Raw genomic sequence first — 16651 nt, 5'->3', positions numbered from 1 at the left:
CGTGAGCCAGCCTACGCCAGCCGTGCGTACCTTCCAAGACCTGATCCTCGCCCTGCAGAACTACTGGGCAGCTCAAGGTTGTGTGGTGCTTCAGCCCTACGATATGGAAGTAGGCGCCGGCACTTTCCATACCGCCACGTTCCTGCGCGCCGTCGGACCAGAAACCTGGAACGCCGCCTACGTGCAGCCTAGCCGTCGCCCTGCCGACGGGCGGTATGGCGAAAACCCAAACCGCCTGCAGCACTACTACCAGTTCCAGGTAGTGCTCAAGCCCAACCCGGCCAACTTCCAGGAGCTGTACCTCGGCTCGCTGAAAGCCATCGGCCTGGACCCGCTGGTGCACGACATCCGCTTCGTCGAAGACAACTGGGAATCGCCGACCCTCGGCGCCTGGGGCCTGGGCTGGGAAATCTGGCTGAACGGCATGGAAGTTACCCAGTTCACCTACTTCCAGCAGGTAGGCGGTATCGAGTGCTACCCGGTCACCGGTGAAATCACCTACGGCCTGGAGCGCCTGGCCATGTACATCCAGGGCGTCGATTCGGTGTACGACCTGGTGTGGGCCGACGGCCCGTTCGGCAAGGTCACCTACGGTGACGTGTTCCACCAGAACGAAGTGGAGCAGTCGACCTACAACTTCGAACACGCCAACGTCGACAAGCTGTTCGAACTGTTCGACTTCTACGAAAGCGAAGCCAACCGCCTGATCAAGCTGGATCTGCCGTTGCCGACCTACGAAATGGTCCTGAAGGCCTCGCACACCTTCAACCTGCTGGACGCGCGCCGCGCCATCTCGGTAACCGAGCGCCAGCGTTACATCCTGCGTGTACGTACCCTGGCCCGGGACGTGGCGCAAAGCTATCTGCAAGCCCGCGCACGCATGGGCTTCCCGATGGCCACCCCTGAATTGCGTGACGAAGTGTTGGCTAAGCTGGAGGCTGCACAATGAGTGCTCAAGATTTCCTGGTAGAACTGGGCACCGAAGAGCTGCCACCCAAGGCCTTGGCCACCCTCGGCGACGCCTTCCTGGCCGGCATCGAGAAAGGCCTGCAGGCCGCTGGCCTGAACTACACCGGCAAGCAGGTGTACGCTGCGCCGCGCCGCCTGGCCGTGCTGATCCGCCAGCTGGACGTGCAGCAGCCTGACCGCAGCATCAATATCGACGGCCCGCCCCTGCAGGCTGCTTTCAAAGACGGCGAGCCGACCCAGGCTGCTCTTGGCTTTGCCAAGAAATGCGGTGTAGATCTGTCGGAGATCGATCAGAGCGGCGCCAAGCTGCGCTTCTCCCAGCATATCCCGGGCAAGTCCACCGTCGGCCTGCTGCCAACCATCGTCGAAGATTCGCTCAACGACCTGCCGATTCCCAAGCGCATGCGCTGGGCGGCCAGCCGTGAAGAGTTCGTGCGCCCGACGCAATGGCTGGTGATGCTGCTGGGCGACCAGGTGGTCGACTGCACCATCCTGTCGCAGAAGGCCGGCCGTGAATCCCGTGGCCACCGCTTCCACCACCCGGAAAACGTCGTCATCACCACCCCGGCCAACTACGTCGAAGACCTGCGCAAAGCCTACGTGCTGGCCGACTTCGCCGAGCGCCGCGAGCTGATCAGCAAGCGTACTGCCGAGCTGGCCATGCAGCAGGAAGGCACCGCCATCGTGCCGCCTGCGCTGCTGGACGAAGTGACTGCCCTGGTCGAGTGGCCAGTGCCGCTGGTGTGCTCGTTCGAGGAGCGTTTCCTTGAAGTGCCACAGGAAGCCCTGATCACCACCATGCAGGACAACCAGAAGTACTTCTGCCTGCTGGACAGCGAAGGCAAGCTGCTGCCGCGCTTCATCACCGTGGCCAACGTCGAGAGCCGCGACCCGAAGCAGATCGTGCAAGGCAACGAGAAGGTCGTGCGCCCGCGCCTGACCGACGCCGAGTTCTTCTTCAAGCAGGACAAGAAGCAACCGCTGGAAACCTTCAACGAGCGCCTGAAAAACGTGGTGTTCCAGGCTCAGCTGGGCACTGTGTACGACAAGGCCGAGCGTGTTTCCAGACTGGCTGCGTTCATTGCCCCGCTGATCGGCGGCGACGCCCAGCGCGCCGGCCGTGCCGGCCTGCTGTCCAAGTGCGACCTGGCCACCGAGATGGTCGGCGAGTTCCCTGAAATGCAGGGTGTTGCCGGTTACTACTACGCGCTCAACGACGGTGAGCCGCAGGACGTCGCCCTGGCCCTGAACGAGCAGTACATGCCGCGCGGTGCTGGCGCCGAGCTGCCGCAGACCCTCACCGGTGCTGCTGTGGCCATCGCCGACAAACTCGACACCCTGGTTGGCATCTTCGGCATCGGCATGCTGCCCACAGGTAGCAAGGACCCGTACGCCCTGCGCCGTGCTGCCTTGGGCGTGCTGCGCATTCTGATCGAGAAGCAGCTGGACCTGAACCTGACCGGTGCGGTCGAGTTCGCAGTCAAGCAGTTCGGCGCCAAGGTCAAGGCCGCCGGCCTGGCCGAGCAAGTGCTGGAGTTCATCTTCGACCGCCTGCGTGCGCGTTACGAAGACGAAGGCATCGACGTGGCCACCTACCTGTCGGTGCGCGCCCTGCAGCCGGGCTCGGCCCTGGACTTCGACCAGCGTGTGCAAGCTGTGCAGGCGTTCCGCAAGCTGCCGGAAGCCGAAGCTTTGGCCGCGGTGAACAAGCGTGTATCGAACCTGCTGAGCAAGGCCGAAGGCGCCATCGCCGAACAGGTCGAGCCAAAGTACTTCGACAACGCCAACGAGTTCTCGCTGTACTCGGCCATCCAGCAGGCCGACCAGGCCGTGCAACCGATGGCTGCTGCACGCCAGTACAGTGAATCGCTGGCCCGCCTGGCGGCCCTGCGTGACCCGGTCGACGCCTTCTTCGAGGCGGTGATGGTCAACGCTGAAGACGCCAAGGTACGCGCCAACCGTTATGCCCTGCTCAGCCGCCTGCGCGGCCTGTTCCTGGGCGTGGCCGACATTTCGCTGCTGGGGTAAGCCTTGAAACTGCTGATTCTCGACCGTGACGGGGTCATCAACCATGACTCCGACGCCTACATCAAGACGCTGGAAGAATGGGTGCCGATCCCTGGCTCGGTCGAGGCCATCGCGCAGTTGAGCAAAGCGGGCTGGACGGTGGCCGTGGCCACCAACCAGTCCGGCATTGCCCGTGGCTATTACACACTGGCAACCCTGGAAGCCATGCACGCACGCCTGCGCGAGCTGGTGGCGGAGCAGGGGGGCGAGGTGGGCCATATCGTCTATTGCCCGCACGGGCCGGACGAAGGCTGCGATTGCCGCAAGCCAAAGCCTGGCATGCTGGTGGCGATTGCCGAGCATTACCGGGTCGCCCTGCAAGGCGTCTGGTTCGTCGGCGACAGCAAAGGTGACCTGGAGGCCGCCCTGGCCGTCGGTGCACAACCCGTGTTGGTAAAAACCGGCAAGGGCGAGCGGACCCTGGAAAAAGGTGTCCCTGAAACTACACTGATTTTCGACGATCTGGCAGCTATCGCCAGAGAACTAATTTAAACGGTGCGCCCTCGGGCGCATTTTTCTCAGGCGGGCATGCCCCGCAATGGTACAAGCCACTATGTCGATCCTGCAGGCGATCAGAATCTTTCTTTTTTACCTGCTGCTGGGCACCAGTTCGCTGCTGTGGTGCTCGCTGAGCTTCTTCATCGCGCCGTTCCTGTCGTTCCCCAAGCGCTACAGGTTCATCAACGTGTACTGGTGTCGCTGCGCGCTGTTCCTGGTGCGCACCATTCTCGGCATCGACTACAAGGTCACCGGCGCCGAGAACGTGCCGAATGAGCCCTGCGTGATCCTGTCCAACCACCAGAGCACCTGGGAAACGTTCTTCCTTTCCCAGTACTTTTCGCCGCTGAGCCAGGTGCTCAAGCGTGAACTGCTGTACGTGCCGTTCTTCGGTTGGGCCATGGCCATGCTGCGGCCGATCGCGATCAACCGCGACAACCCAAAGGAAGCGTTGCGCCAGGTGGCAAGCAAAGGCGACGAGCTGCTCAAGCAGAAGACTTGGGTGCTGATCTTTCCGGAAGGCACCCGCGTGCCGTACGGCACCGTCGGCAAGTTCTCCCGCGGCGGTACTGCGCTGGCCGTGAATGCCGGGCTGCCGGTGCTGCCGATTGCCCACAATGCCGGCAAGTTCTGGCCGAAGACCGGTTGGGGCAAGCGTGCCGGTACCATCGAAGTGGTGATTGGCGAGCCGATGTACGCCAATGGCACCGGGCCACGTGCCATCGCCGAGCTCAACGACCGCGCAGCGGCGTGGAACGAAGCCACCCAACGGGCCTTGGGTTCGCTGCCCCCGGCCGATGAAAAAACCCAACAGCAGACCGCTTGATGATCTGTGGATAACTTGTGAGCAGTTTTTCGATCAAATGCTTGAAGTGAACGCTAAGTCGTTGAATTAGCTGTTTATTTCTACGTGTGACATTTTTCTTAAAATCGTGCATAAGTTTTTTTGAGGCATAAAAAAACCGGCTTTTACAGCCGGTTTTTTTGTGCCGTGTGAACAGCCTCAAACCTTGTCGAGATCCACGTCTTTGGTCTCTTTAAGGCAGAAAATCCCCACGACCAAACTGATCCCGGTCACCAGCACCGGGTACCACAGCCCGTAGAAGATATCCCCGGTATACACCACCAGCGCGAACGACACGGTTGGCAGGAAGCCGCCGAACCAGCCATTGCCAATATGGTAGGGCAGGGACATCGAGGTGTAGCGGATGCGTGTCGGGAAAAGTTCGACCATCACGGCTGCCAGCGGGCCATAGGTCATGGTAGCGATCAGGATCATCGCCACGATCAACACCACCACCATGACCTGGTTGACCTGCCCTGGGTCAGCCTTGGCCGGGTAGCCAGCCTGCTCCACTGCGCTGCGCATGGCCGCTTCGTCGTAGCCATTGATGGTCTTTTCACCAATATTGACCACTACATCGCTGCCGGCCACGCTTACCGAGTTGTACGGCAGGCCCTGCTTGACCAGGAACGTCTTGACCTTGTCGCACGGGCTGTCGAAACGCGCTTTGCCCACCGGGTCGAACTGGAAGGTACAGCTTTGCGGGTCGGCGGTGACCACGATCGGCGCCTGCCGGCTGGCGGCGTCGATCTGAGGGTTTGCGTAGTGGCTCAGCGCCTTGAATAGCGGGAAGTACAGTACCGTGGCAAGCAGCAGGCCGAGCATCAGGATTGGCTTGCGGCCAATGCGGTCCGATAACCAGCCGAAGAACACGAAGAACGGCGCACCAATCACCACGCTGATGATCAGCAGGGTGTTGGCCTGGGCCGGGTCCATTTTCAGCATCTGGGTCATGAAGAACAGCACGTAGAACTGCGCCGTGTAGAACGTCACGGCTTGCCCGGCGTTGATGCTGAACAGCGCGGTAAGCACCACTTTCAGGTTTGGCCAGGAGGTGAACGACTCACGGATCGGCGACTTGCTGACCTTTCCCTGGGCCTTCATTTTCACGAAGGCCGGCGACTCGTGCATGCTCATCCGGATCCAGGTGGAGATGGCCAGCAGCACTATCGACAGCAGGAACGGCAAGCGCCAGCCCCAGGTTTCGAACTGGTCGCCACTGATGTAGCGGCTGCCCAGCACCACCAGCAGCGACAGCAACAGGCCAAGGGTGGCGGTGGACTGGATGAAACCGGTGTAGAAGCCCCGTTTGCCCTGGGGCGCATGCTCGGCCACATAGGTGGCAGCACCGCCGTACTCACCACCCAGCGCCAGACCCTGCAGCATGCGCAGGATCACCAGGATGATCGGTGCGGCTATGCCGATGCTGGCATAGGTGGGCAACAGCCCCACAGCGAATGTGGACAGGCCCATCAGCACGATGGTGACCAGGAAGGTGTACTTGCGCCCGATCATGTCGCCCAGGCGGCCGAACACCAATGCACCGAACGGCCGCACCAGGAAGCCGGCGGCAAAGGCCATGAGGGCAAAGATGAAGGCGGTGGTGTCGTTCACGCCAGCAAAGAACTGCTTGCTGATGACAGCAGCCAGCGCTCCATAGAGAAAAAAGTCATACCACTCGAAAACCGTCCCGAGGGATGACGCGAAAATGATCTTGCGTTCTTCACGGCGGCTGGGGCTGCTGGCCACCGCATCCTGTTCCTGGATGTAATCCGACATCGTTGCTGTCCTCGGCCCGCAGGCCACAGTGATTATTCTTTTTGTTCCACTGTCGGCGGCTTCTGACCGCGAGCCGCCGGTGTTGCACGCACCCGGGTCAGGGGGTCGGTATCGCGTCTTCGTTCAAGTAGGTCTGGGTAGCAGCTCCTTTGAGGATCAATTGCGCCGCCTTCTCGGCGATCATCAGGGTCGGTGAACAGGTATTACCGGAGGTGATCTGCGGCATGATCGAGGCATCGGCCACGCGCAAGCCGGGGATGCCGTGTACGCGCAGCTGGTTATCCACAACGTCCAGGCCGCCGCTGCCCATGCGGCAGGTACCCACCGGGTGGAAGATGGTGGTGCCAATCTGGCCGGCTGCCTCAAACAGCTCTTGCTCGGTTTGCAGGGCTGGGCCTGGCAGGTATTCCTTGGGGTCGAACGCTGCAAGGGCAGGGGCCTGCACGATGCGCCGGGTGAGGCGGATGGCATCGGCGGCCACGCGCAGGTCCTGGGGGTCGCTGAGGTAGTTGGGGTCGATCAGCGGCGTGCTGTTCATGTCGGTGCTGCTGATATCGATACGCCCGCGGCTTACCGGGCGCAGGTTGCACACCGATGCGGTAAAGGCCGGGAACGGGTGCAGCGGCTCACCGAAGCGCTCCAGTGAGAGCGGCTGGACGTGATACTGCAGGTTGGCGGTGGCCTGTTCCGGGCCCGAGCGCACGAACGCGCCCAGCTGGCTCGGCGCCATGGCCAGCGGGCCGCTGCGGTCATAGAGGTAGCGCAGGCCCATGCCCATCTTGCCCCAGAGGCTATTGGCCATCTGGTTCAAGGTGCGGGTATTGCGGATCTGGTAGATCAGGCGCAGTTGCAGGTGGTCCTGAAGGTTGCCACCAACGCCCGGCATATCGTGGCGTACACCAATGCCCAGGCTTTCCAGCAGCTGGCGCGGGCCGATGCCGGAGCGTTGCAGAATACCGGGTGAACCAACAGCGCCGGCGCAGAGGATGATTTCGCGACGCGACGCAAACTCGTGCCAGGCGCCTTGCCAAAATGCTTTCACGGCCCGCGCCCGGGTGTTGTTGAGCAGTACCTGGTCAACCTGAACGCCGGTCAGCACAGTGAGGTTGGCGCGGTCCTTTATCGGCCTCAGGAAAGCTTTGGAGGCGTTCCAGCGTACGCCGCTGCGCTGGTTGACCTGAAAGTATCCACAGCCCTGGTTGTCGCCGGTGTTGAAGTCGTCGACCTTGCCGATGCCGCTTTGCTCGGCGGCATCACGGAAAGCATCGAGGATCGGCCAGCTGTAGCGCTGGCGCTCGACCCGCCATTCGCCATCGCCGCCGTGGTGCTCACTGGCGCCGGCGAAGTGGTTTTCGCTGGCCTTGAACAGCGGCAGCACGTCCTTCCAGGCCCAGCCGTCATTGCCTTGCTCGGCCCAGCGTTCATAGTCCGCCGCCTGGCCACGCATGTAGATCATGCCGTTGATTGAAGAACAGCCACCGAGCACCTTGCCGCGTGGGTAGCCCAGTGCGCGCCCCCCCAGGCCTGGCTGCGCCTCGGTCTTGAAGCACCAGTCAGTGCGCGGGTTGCCGATGCAATAGAGATAGCCGACGGGGATGTGAATCCAGGGATAGTTGTCGCGGCCACCTGCTTCCAGCAGCAAAACTCGGCAGGATGGGTCGGCGGACAAACGATTGGCCAGCAGGCAACCGGCGGGACCGGCCCCTACGACCACGTAGTCGAAAACAGAATCGGCTGATGGCATGTGCAACCTCGCGCCTGTTTTTTATTCTTGTCCCGATCCATCTTAGTGCGTAATTTCGTGAGTGAAACACGAGATTTCGCGCAGCCGTTGTGCGTTTTAGCACAGGGGTAAGCCTGGACCGACCTCTTCGCGGGCTCGCCCGCTCCCACAGGGATCTCGTTGCCTTCAGGATGTTCTCTGTACCTGTGGGAGCGGGCATGCCCGCGAAGAGGCCGGAACGAACTGCCAAAAAGGATCAGCATGTTCGACTGGAACGATCTGCGGTTTTTCCTCGAGTTGCAGCGCAGCGGCAGGCTGCTTACCGCCGCCAAGCGCCTCAACACAACCCACAGCACCGTGTCCCGGCACATCGAGAGCATCGAGCAAAGCCTGGGCACTGCGCTGTTCGTGCAGCATGCCCAGGGCTACGAGCTGACGCCCTCAGGCCAGGCCCTGCTAAAGCATGCAGAAGCCATGGAAAACGTCGCGCTGTTGGCGCAGGAAGAAATCACCCAGGCCATCACCCCGTTGGGCAAAATTCGCCTGGGGGTGACCGAAGGCATCGGCATCATGTTCTTCACCCCACGCATGAACGCGTTGTTCGAGCGCTACCCGGGCCTGGAGGTGGAACTGGTGGCGGTGCCGCGCTTTGTCAGCATCCTCAACCGCGAAGCGGAGATCAGCATTCACCTGGAACGCCCCAACGCCGACCTGTTGATAACCCGCAAGCTCACCGACTACCGCCTGGCGCTCTACGCCAGCCAGGGCTACCTGGACCAAGCACCGCCGTTGCGCAACCGCGAAGACCTGGCCCGGCACAACTGGATCGGCTACGTCGACGACCTGCTGTTCAGCCAGGAGCTGCTGTTTCTCAACAGTTTCTGCCGGGCACCGACCGTGGTGTTTCGCAGTACCAGCGTCATTGCCCAACAGGCTGCCGCCCGCGCCGGGCTGGGCATCGCCGTACTGCCCAACTACATGGCTCACGACGACCCGACGCTGGTGCGCGTACTGCCTGGCGAGACCATCCAGCGCAGCTACTGGATCTGCACCCGCCGCGAGCTGCACAAGTCAGTGCGCCTGCGGGTGGTGTGGGACTACCTGCTGGCGCTGTGCGCGGCAGAACAGGACGCGCTGCTAGCCCAATAGCGCCTTGCCAGCCAGCAGCAATGCCGCGGTCCAACCGGCCACCGCAAACATCTGCTGCAAACGCGGCCCGGCCAGCTTGGCCGCCAATGGCCGCGCTAGCAGCAGGCCGAGCACCGCGCCTGATGCGAACGGGGCTCCGACCTGCCAATGCATGACACCCGCCAGGCTGGCGCTGACCACACTGCCGGTGGACACCAGTGCGATCACCGCCAGCGAGGTGGACACGATGCTGGCCATGCGCAGGTTGGTATAGCGGTTCAGGGCCGGGATGATGACAAAACCACCGCCAACCCCGAGCAAACCCGACAGCAGCCCGGACAAGGCACCGGTGAATGCCAAGGCGCGTGCGCAGGGCAGGGTCCAGCGCAAGCGGCCTTGCAACGGGTTCAGCACACAGGGTTCGATATAGCGATGGGCGTCATTGGGCTCACCGCGCAGTTCCCTGGCCGCCTTACGCCAGATACGCAGGCAGGCATACACCAGCACCCCGGCAAACACCAACTGCAAAGGTGTATTCGGCAAGCGGTGCGCCAGCATCAGCCCGAAGGGCGCCGCTGCTACGCCGATCAGCGCGATAAAAAGCGCCGCCCGATAACGCACCAACCCCTGACGCAGCCCCAGCACTGCGCCAACCGCCGCCGCCATGCCTACGGCCAACAGGCCGACCGGTGCAGCCTCGACCATCGACAGCCCCAGGCCGAACACCAGCAAGGGCACAGCAAGAATGCCACCGCCGGCGCCGGTCAACGCCAGCACCGCACCGATGATCGCGCCCAGGCCCGCCCCCAACAATTGATGTTCGATCACTGCCCACCCTCAGCTACCAGCTGCGGGCGCGCCAGCCACTCGCGGCCCTTGAGCATGCCTTGCCAGTACAGCGGCGGCAGCGCCTGCGCCTTGAGCAACCAGGCCAGGCGCGTCGGCTTGCGGCCATCCAGCAACCAACTGGGAAAGCTCGGTGCCAGTTTGCCGCCATAGGTGAACTCGGCCAGGACGATCTTGCCGCGCTCTACCGTCAGCGGGCACGAACCATAGCCATCGTACTGGGCGAGGGTGGGCAGCCGGCCCAGTGCCACCAGCACATTGTTGGCCACTACCGGCGCCTGCTTGCGGGCCGCTGCGGCGGTCTTGGCATTGCTGGTACTGGCCACGTCACCCAGGGCATGGATGTTGGTGTACTTGCGATGGCGCAGGGTATGCGGGTCGACATCGACCCAGCCGCCATTATCGGCCAACGGGCTTTCGCGAATAAACGCCGGCGCCACTTGTGGCGGTACCACGTGCAGCATGTCAAAAGCCTCGATGCGCGTTTCGCTGCTGCCATCGGGGAGGGTGCGCACGAAGGTGGCGCGCTTGTTCGGGCCATCCACGGCGACCAGTCGGTGGGAGAAATTGAGGTCTACCGCGTATTTTTCGATGTACTTCATCAGCGCGGGCACATAGTCCGCCACACCGAACAAGACTGCACCGGCATTGAAGAAGCTGGCTTTCACCGCACCAAGATGGCCGTTGCGCAACCAGTGGTCGCAAGACAGGTACAGCGCCTTTTGCGGCGCGCCCGCACATTTGATCGGCATGGGCGGCTGGCTGAACACGGCGCGGCCTTGCTTGAGTTTCTGTACCAGCTCCCAGGTATAGGGCGCGAGGTCGTAGCGGTAGTTGGAGGTGACACCGTTGCGGCCCAGGGTTTCGCTGAGCCCATCGATGGCCGCCCAGTCCAGCGTGAGCCCGGGGCAGACCACCAGCTGTTCGTAGCTGATGGCGCGGCCGTCCTCAAGGATGACCAGCTGGCCCAGAGGGTCGAAACCCTGCACCCGCGCCTTGACCCAGCGCACACCGCGCGGGATGGTCGAGGCCATGGTGCGGGCGGTACTCGGTGCCGTGAACACACCGGCACCGACCATGGTCCAGCCGGGTTGGTAGTAATGCACGTCGGCAGGGTCGATCAAGGCAACGTCCAGCGACGGGTCACGGCTGACCAGGCTGGAAGCGGTGGCGATACCAGCGGCACCGGCACCGACGATGACGACTTTGTGATGGTCGGTATTGGCAGGGGACAACAAGGCAGGCATGGCGGTAAATCCTGGAAATCTGATTATGGGGCAGGGCGGTTACAGCTTGTTCAGCGGGATTTTCAGATAGCTCACGCCGTTCTCTTCCGGGGCGGGGAGCTGGCCGCTGCGCATGTTCACCTGCACCGAAGGCAGGATCAGCACCGGCATGTCGAGGGTCTTGTCACGGGCTTCGCGCATGGCGACGAAACTGTCTTCATCGATGCCTTGGTGAATATGAATATTGCTGGTGCGCTGCTCGGCCACGGTGGTGACGTACTGCATGTCGCGGCCACCTGGCAGGTAGTCGTGGCACATGAACAGCCGGGTCTGGTCGGGGAAAGCCAGCAGACGACGGATAGAGCGATACAGGGTACGGGCATCGGCCCCGGGGAAGTCGCACCGGGCAGTGCCATAGTCGGGCATGAACAGGGTGTCACCCACAAACACCGCGATCTCGCCGGCGTCTTCGATCATGAAGCTCATGCACGCGGGCGTATGCCCGGGCGTGTGCAGTGCCCGGGCGTGCAGGTTGCCGATACGGAACCCTTCCTCGTCTTCGAGCAGCACATCGAACTGGCTGCCATCACGGGCGAAGCCAGGCTCTGCATTGAACAAAGCCCCGAATACTTTCTGCACCTGGGTGATGTGCGCGCCGATAGCAGTATGGCCACCCAGTTTTTCCTTCAGGTAGGCCGCTGCGGAAAGATGGTCGGCGTGCACATGGGTTTCCAGCACCCAGCGCACGCTGGCGTTCAGTTCGGTCACGCGTTCGATCAGGCGGTCGGCCGAAGCGCTGCAGGTGCGCCCGGACTTGGGGTCGTAATCCAGCACGCTGTCGATCAACGCGCATTGCCGGGTTTCACGGTCCATGACCAGGTAGCTGATGGTCGAGGTCGCCTCGTCGTAAAAGGCGTCCACGTGCAGGTTGTTGCCGATGATCATCACGTTCTCCAATTTATCCGCCCCACCTTGCAAGGCGTAGGCAGTGACAGGAGGTTTATCAAGATGCATGCCAGGCTTTGCAGCGCGCTTGCGCCAGTGAAACCGGTCCGTCACAGGCAACTGGCAGCAATGGTGGCAGAACATGTGGCAGTCGACTGTCAGCCAATGGCAGTGTTTGGCAGTCCTTGTTACGCTGCCCCGGTCATCCAAACGGTGCCGTCATGTCTGAAGCCCATCCCCTCATCCTAGCTCTGGTTTCCTACCTTGAGCACGATGCCCTGCCAGCAATCGTGCTGGACACCGACTACAACATCCTGGCCGCCAACGCCGCCTATCGCCGTCAGTTCGGCCGTGATGACCAGGCACCCCTGGGTGAGAAGTGTCACAAGGTCTCGCACCACTATGCCGTACCGTGCGACCAGGCCGGTGAGCATTGCCCCCTGCGCAAGGCGTGGGACAGCAAGGTGCCCGAGCGAGTGCTGCATGTTCATCACACACCACGCGGCCCCGAGCATGTCGATGTCGAGCTGCGCCCGATTCTGGATGAACAGGGCAGGGTGGTGGCCTTTGTCGAACGCCTGACCACCATCACCCTCGCGTCAGCGCAACCTCAGGAGCAAGGCCTGGTCGGCCGGGCTCCAGCTTTCAAGGCTGCCTTGGCCAGCCTGCAACGTGCGGCGCCAGCGCAGATCCCGGTGCTGCTGCAAGGCGAGTCGGGTAGCGGTAAAGAACTGTTCGCCCGCGCGGTGCACATCGGCAGCCCCAGAGCAAACGGCCCGCTGGTGGTGGTCGACTGCACTGGCCTGACGGAGTCGTTGTTCGAAAGCGAGTTGTTCGGCTATGAGAAAGGCGCGTTCACCGGTGCCAACCAACGCAAGATCGGCTTGGCTGAGGCGGCCCATGGCGGCACGCTGTTCCTCGACGAAATTGGCGAAGTACCGCTGGCGATGCAGGTGAAGCTGCTGCGTCTGATCGAGTCTGGCAGCTTCCGCCCGGTGGGCAGCCTGCGCACGGTGCATTCGGATTTTCGCCTGGTATCGGCCACCCACAAGCCGCTCAAACAGATGGTGGCGGACGGCACCTTCCGTGAAGACCTGTATTACCGTATCAGCGGGTTCCCGATCCGCTTGCCGGCATTGCGAGAGCGGGTGGAAGATTTGCCGCTGCTTGCGCAGAGCCTGCTGCAGCGCATGTCTGGCAAGCCGACGCCCAGGCTGAGTGACGATGCCTTGCAGCAACTTGGGTTGCATGCGTTTCCGGGCAATATCCGCGAGCTGCGCAACATCCTGGAAAGGGCGCGTCTGTTTGCCGATGACGGGCTGATTCGACCTGAGCACTTACCGGAAGATATCGGGCCGGTGGGGGCGCTGAAAGGAAGCGGCCGTCGTAATGACTTGGGTGAGCTGGCGCAGGCGCTGGAGCAGTTCAAGGGCTCGCGTAGCGAACTTGCCAGCCATCTTGGCATGAGTGAACGCACGCTCTATCGCCGCTTGAAGGCCCTGGGCCTGAATTAACGCGTATCGGCAACGCTCCCACGGTGTTCGCCCCACCTGCACCTTTACCCGACCTTTACCTCTGCCCTTACATTAAACGGCTAGAACCGTGGTCTGATTGGTTAACCACACCCGGTACCCAGACAGTGACAACCGGGCGTTAACAGGCAGAGGACCGCAACAAATGAAGAAAACCCTAACCGTGATCTGCGCCGCGCTCATGTTCAGCGCACCGTTGGCCAGCTTCGCGCAGCCGGGCCCACCAGACCGACATGATGGCGGCCCATCGCACCAAGGCAACTCGCCTTATGGTCAGCCCCAGCAACAGGGCCGACATGACAATGGGCGCGGTCCTGCTTACCGTGATCCGAACTTCCGTCCACAACAAGGCATGCCGGTACCTCATCAGCAATGGCAGCGTGGTCATGCCGTTGACCCGCATTACCGTGGTGACCGTTACTGGGTAACCGACTGGAAAGCGCGCCACCTGTATGCACCACCACGCGACCACCGTTGGTTGTATGTGAACGGTGACTACGTGCTGGTGGCTATTGCCAGTGGTGTGATCGTGAACATTCTTACCGGCTACTGATTTTTTGCAGACACTAAAAAGCCCGCATCAGCGGGCTTTTTAGTGTCTGTCGATTTAGACCTGATGTAGGTTCACAAAATAGGTGATAGGCCAGACCCCGTGAAATTGGAATCTTCGCCATTTTTTTTGTGAAATGAAGGGGTGCTTTTCACAGAAAAGCCGAGAAATCCCTACTCACCAATCACAAAAGTTGATTGGCCTGGAAAGGGCCGTTTACGACCGACGCGTGACTTTTCGGTAAGGGATGAGGAGTAGTCGCAGCGATCCTTTAGCTCCTAGTCTGGCGACCTTGGGTTCAGAATCCGACTGGCAATGCCCGCCGTCACTACTTCAGAGGAACCAGCTTCCTCTGCTGCCAAAATTGCGGGGGCTCATGCTGGTACCCAGGCCCGACAAATGCGCAGTTGCAGCCCTCAATTGCAAGGCTATCCAAAGCGGCACGCGTGTCAATCAAGATCTGATGCATGACGATGGCCGGCCTCACGGAGGTGAAACCGGAGATTCAGAATGACTAAACCGACCCCGTAGACACCAACCTCCACGAAGGCCGCTATCGACCCAAAGCTGTCCTTCAAGAAAGGCAGCTAACGGCGAGAAGCGGTCATTTTGTATCTACAGGTTTCGGGGCGATTCACTCGTCTGATGCTCAGGAGCACCAGGATGGGCGTCAAGGAGGTGGTCATCTTGAGGTGGACTATGCTGACCAGTTGCTCTCAAATCTAATCGTGAGGTCCTCCATGGCAAACCCCAATCTGCTGGCTCTATTCAGAGATGAAGTCCTTCTGACCGGGCCTGAAAGCTCCCTACCTAGCAACCTATCTCAGTTCTGGCTTGAGGAGCTCCAGAATCATCTGGAGAGGTATTTCGACGGTTTGAACTCGGAGTCAGATGCAGAAGAGAAGGATCTCGACATCTCCCTCCCACTCGCAGCGATCATCCACATCTTGTTCGCAAAAAATGGTGGGGAGGAGATATCCGAGAGCTCTGAAAAGCTGTACGAGTATTTCCAAGACTACCGGCTCGAACTGGCCCTTGAAGAGATCACGCGAAAGACTCATGTGGCTGCCGAGGCTGCAACCATTGAGACCATCTTCACCAACCGAGACGTCCTGGTGGAGCAAAGCCCCCTTCTTCAATAGGTACCTCCACCGATGCCATCGCCGGCGGGCACGCTCCGAGGCATTGATGGAATGCATTTTGACGACTGCCGAGATCAGCGAATGAAAGAAATTGCTGCGCCGATGTTCGATCTAATCGCTTTGTCGCTTCCACGAGGGTTGGGGTTTGGGGACAGCCCGCCAGTAGGGGCATGGCTTAGTGAGGACGGAATTTCTTGTGCCGCTCTAACCCGAAATATCAATTCCGGCAGCTTCGGAATTGTCACCTTGCGGCGTCGTGTCGATAGCGTGTGGGTGCTCCTCAGCCATGGTGAGTGCACCACTGGCGAGTCCGAAGCCCGCGCCTCAATCAGCCATTTTCTCTATACCCAAGCCCATCCGCTTCCACTCCCTTCAGGTGAACGACGACGTGCTCCTCTAAGCAGAATGGGTAAGCGCACACCAAGCGTGGTGTTCAAATCACTATTTGATCCAGCCGCCGTATTGGGGCGTGGGCGCTGAATCAACTGTATCTCGCACTGCCATCCCCAGACAGAAATTGGGTTCCCGATTGCCAGACTGAGAATTTTCACACCCGCCTCTGGGAAGCCCACCTATTAGCGATTTTTCGTGAACAGGGACTCTTGGTCACCCAGCCTAAAGAATCACCCGATTTTCACATCGAGAATAGGCTGGGAGATGAGGCCTGGGTTGAAGCAGTGACAGCCAACCCGGAAGAGCGGTATGAGCATTTTGGCGCCTCGCCGGTCCCCCCACCCGCTGACCGACATGAGCGTTTCTTAGGAGCGGCTGCAGAAAGGTTTGCGAGGACCATCCAAAACAAATTGGACAAGCGTTACGAATCCCTACCGCACGTGGAGGGTAAGCCGCTCATTCTGGCCTTAGCCGATTTCCATGCGCCCAGTTCAATGCTGTGGAGCAGGGAGTCGCTCATCAGCTATCTCTATGGCTTTGCAGTTCACTCATCTGCGCATCGTGGTACGCACCTGATAACTGTGGAGGAAGAGACATCTCTGCTATCAGGGCGCCCCAACGGCCTATTTACGCTAATGGAAAATGCCCATCTTTCAGCGGTCATTTTCACCAATGCCTGCACAGTGCCAAAGCTCAGCCGAGTGCCGATCTCAGGTGGAGCTCATCTAGACGGGTACCGATACTTGCGGTTTGGTGAGTTTTTCGACCGTTCTCCGGGAGCATCACGAGGTATCCCATTTCTGTTGGATGTAGCGTCCAGCGACTACGGTCAGCTCTGGCCGCAATATGGCTACGAGCCGTGGTCTGCTGAAGTGGAGGTATTCCATAACCCTATGGCACTATACCCGGTGCCTAATGAGTTGATACCAGAAGTCACCCACTGGAGTGAATCGCCCCTGGTTTTCTAGACACTCTCCAAGCTCAGGAAATAGCGTTTCTCATACTCTAC

At 60.9% G+C, this 16651-nt stretch carries 13 protein-coding genes; 8 read left to right on the top strand and 5 right to left on the bottom strand.

All coding sequences use genetic code 11. The features are described 5' to 3' along the window. Nucleotide 1 precedes the first annotated feature (1 nt). The 4 genes from glyQ to WF331_RS18485 are packed head-to-tail and all read left to right on the top strand — an operon-like array spanning nucleotide 2 to nucleotide 4360. Entirely contained in the window at nucleotides 2-949 is a 948-nt protein-coding gene (gene glyQ, locus WF331_RS18500) for a glycine--tRNA ligase subunit alpha (RefSeq protein ID WP_019471032.1), read from the top strand. Further along, a complete protein-coding gene (gene glyS / locus WF331_RS18495; protein WP_016497363.1) occupies nucleotides 946-2997 on the top strand; it encodes a glycine--tRNA ligase subunit beta in 2052 nt (683 codons plus the stop codon). The genes glyQ and glyS overlap by 4 nt, the downstream gene beginning before the upstream one ends. A 3-nt stretch (nucleotides 2998-3000) precedes the next feature. Then, entirely contained in the window at nucleotides 3001-3528 is a 528-nt protein-coding gene (gmhB, locus tag WF331_RS18490) for a D-glycero-beta-D-manno-heptose 1,7-bisphosphate 7-phosphatase (protein ID WP_016497362.1), read from the top strand. Between the two features lie 46 nt (nucleotides 3529-3574). Beyond that, entirely contained in the window at nucleotides 3575-4360 is a 786-nt protein-coding gene (locus tag WF331_RS18485) for a lysophospholipid acyltransferase family protein (protein ID WP_019471029.1), read from the top strand. Nucleotides 4361-4537: 177 nt separating this feature from the next. Here WF331_RS18485 and WF331_RS18480 read toward each other — a convergent pair whose 3' ends face one another. Beyond that, the gene (locus WF331_RS18480) at nucleotides 4538-6157 is read right to left on the bottom strand and encodes an MFS transporter (RefSeq protein ID WP_284363666.1); all 1620 of its coding nucleotides are present in this window, start codon (nucleotides 6155-6157) and stop codon (nucleotides 4538-4540) included. A gap of 97 nt (nucleotides 6158-6254) precedes the next feature. Next, complete coding sequence (locus tag WF331_RS18475; protein ID WP_197899352.1) at nucleotides 6255-7901, bottom strand: GMC family oxidoreductase; 1647 nt, start codon at nucleotides 7899-7901, stop codon at nucleotides 6255-6257. Between the two features lie 240 nt (nucleotides 7902-8141). Here WF331_RS18475 and WF331_RS18470 point away from each other — a divergent pair, with 240 nt between their 5' ends. Then, nucleotides 8142-9029 carry a LysR family transcriptional regulator gene (locus WF331_RS18470; protein WP_284359454.1) on the top strand — a complete coding sequence of 296 codons (888 nt, stop codon included), beginning with the start codon at nucleotides 8142-8144 and terminating at the stop codon, nucleotides 9027-9029. Here the strand turns inward: WF331_RS18470 and WF331_RS18465 are convergent. From WF331_RS18465 to WF331_RS18455, 3 genes are read right to left on the bottom strand one after another with little or no spacing between them, the layout of a single operon-like run. Next, nucleotides 9018-9836: a sulfite exporter TauE/SafE family protein gene (locus tag WF331_RS18465; protein ID WP_284359452.1), complete on the bottom strand. Its 819-nt coding sequence runs from the start codon at nucleotides 9834-9836 to the stop codon at nucleotides 9018-9020. The two genes, WF331_RS18470 and WF331_RS18465, sit on opposite strands and share 12 nt — an antisense overlap. Beyond that, nucleotides 9833-11101, bottom strand: a complete 1269-nt coding sequence (locus tag WF331_RS18460; protein WP_284359448.1) for an NAD(P)/FAD-dependent oxidoreductase — start codon at nucleotides 11099-11101, stop codon at nucleotides 9833-9835. The genes WF331_RS18465 and WF331_RS18460 overlap by 4 nt, the downstream gene beginning before the upstream one ends. Before the next feature lie 39 nt (nucleotides 11102-11140). Then, nucleotides 11141-12025 carry an MBL fold metallo-hydrolase gene (locus WF331_RS18455; protein ID WP_197899350.1) on the bottom strand — a complete coding sequence of 295 codons (885 nt, stop codon included), beginning with the start codon at nucleotides 12023-12025 and terminating at the stop codon, nucleotides 11141-11143. A 221-nt stretch (nucleotides 12026-12246) separates the two neighbouring features. Between WF331_RS18455 and WF331_RS18450 the strand changes: the two genes are divergently transcribed. From WF331_RS18450 to WF331_RS18440, 3 genes are all read left to right on the top strand, one after another. Continuing rightward, nucleotides 12247-13539, top strand: a complete 1293-nt coding sequence (locus WF331_RS18450) for a sigma-54 interaction domain-containing protein (protein WP_063422573.1) — start codon at nucleotides 12247-12249, stop codon at nucleotides 13537-13539. 163 nt (nucleotides 13540-13702) lie between these two features. Continuing rightward, complete coding sequence (locus WF331_RS18445) at nucleotides 13703-14110, top strand: RcnB family protein (protein ID WP_197899349.1); 408 nt, start codon at nucleotides 13703-13705, stop codon at nucleotides 14108-14110. 737 nt (nucleotides 14111-14847) lie between these two features. After that, entirely contained in the window at nucleotides 14848-15249 is a 402-nt protein-coding gene (locus tag WF331_RS18440) for a hypothetical protein (protein ID WP_153428583.1), read from the top strand. Nucleotides 15250-16651: the final 1402 nt, after the last annotated feature.

The organism is Pseudomonas sp. YNh (assembly GCF_037993085.1).
Classification (GTDB): Bacteria; Pseudomonadota; Gammaproteobacteria; order Pseudomonadales; family Pseudomonadaceae; genus Aquipseudomonas; species Aquipseudomonas putida.
This window is presented reverse-complemented; position numbering and strand designations above follow the sequence as displayed.

Bases quoted from the DNA above. Each gene is read 5' to 3' on its own strand.
- glyS (WP_016497363.1), top strand. From the start codon at position 946: ATGAGTGCTCAAGATTTCCTGGTAGAACTGGGCACCGAAGAGCTGCCA.
- WF331_RS18485 (WP_019471029.1), top strand. From the start codon at position 3,575: ATGGTACAAGCCACTATGTCGATCCTGCAGGCGATCAGAATCTTTCTT.
- WF331_RS18480 (WP_284363666.1), bottom strand. From the start codon at position 6,157: ATGTCGGATTACATCCAGGAACAGGATGCGGTGGCCAGCAGCCCCAGC.
- WF331_RS18475 (WP_197899352.1), bottom strand. From the start codon at position 7,901: ATGCCATCAGCCGATTCTGTTTTCGACTACGTGGTCGTAGGGGCCGGT.
- WF331_RS18470 (WP_284359454.1), top strand. From the start codon at position 8,142: ATGTTCGACTGGAACGATCTGCGGTTTTTCCTCGAGTTGCAGCGCAGC.
- WF331_RS18460 (WP_284359448.1), bottom strand. From the start codon at position 11,101: ATGCCTGCCTTGTTGTCCCCTGCCAATACCGACCATCACAAAGTCGTC.
- WF331_RS18455 (WP_197899350.1), bottom strand. From the start codon at position 12,025: ATGATCATCGGCAACAACCTGCACGTGGACGCCTTTTACGACGAGGCG.
- WF331_RS18450 (WP_063422573.1), top strand. From the start codon at position 12,247: ATGTCTGAAGCCCATCCCCTCATCCTAGCTCTGGTTTCCTACCTTGAG.
- WF331_RS18445 (WP_197899349.1), top strand. From the start codon at position 13,703: ATGAAGAAAACCCTAACCGTGATCTGCGCCGCGCTCATGTTCAGCGCA.
- WF331_RS18440 (WP_153428583.1), top strand. From the start codon at position 14,848: ATGGCAAACCCCAATCTGCTGGCTCTATTCAGAGATGAAGTCCTTCTG.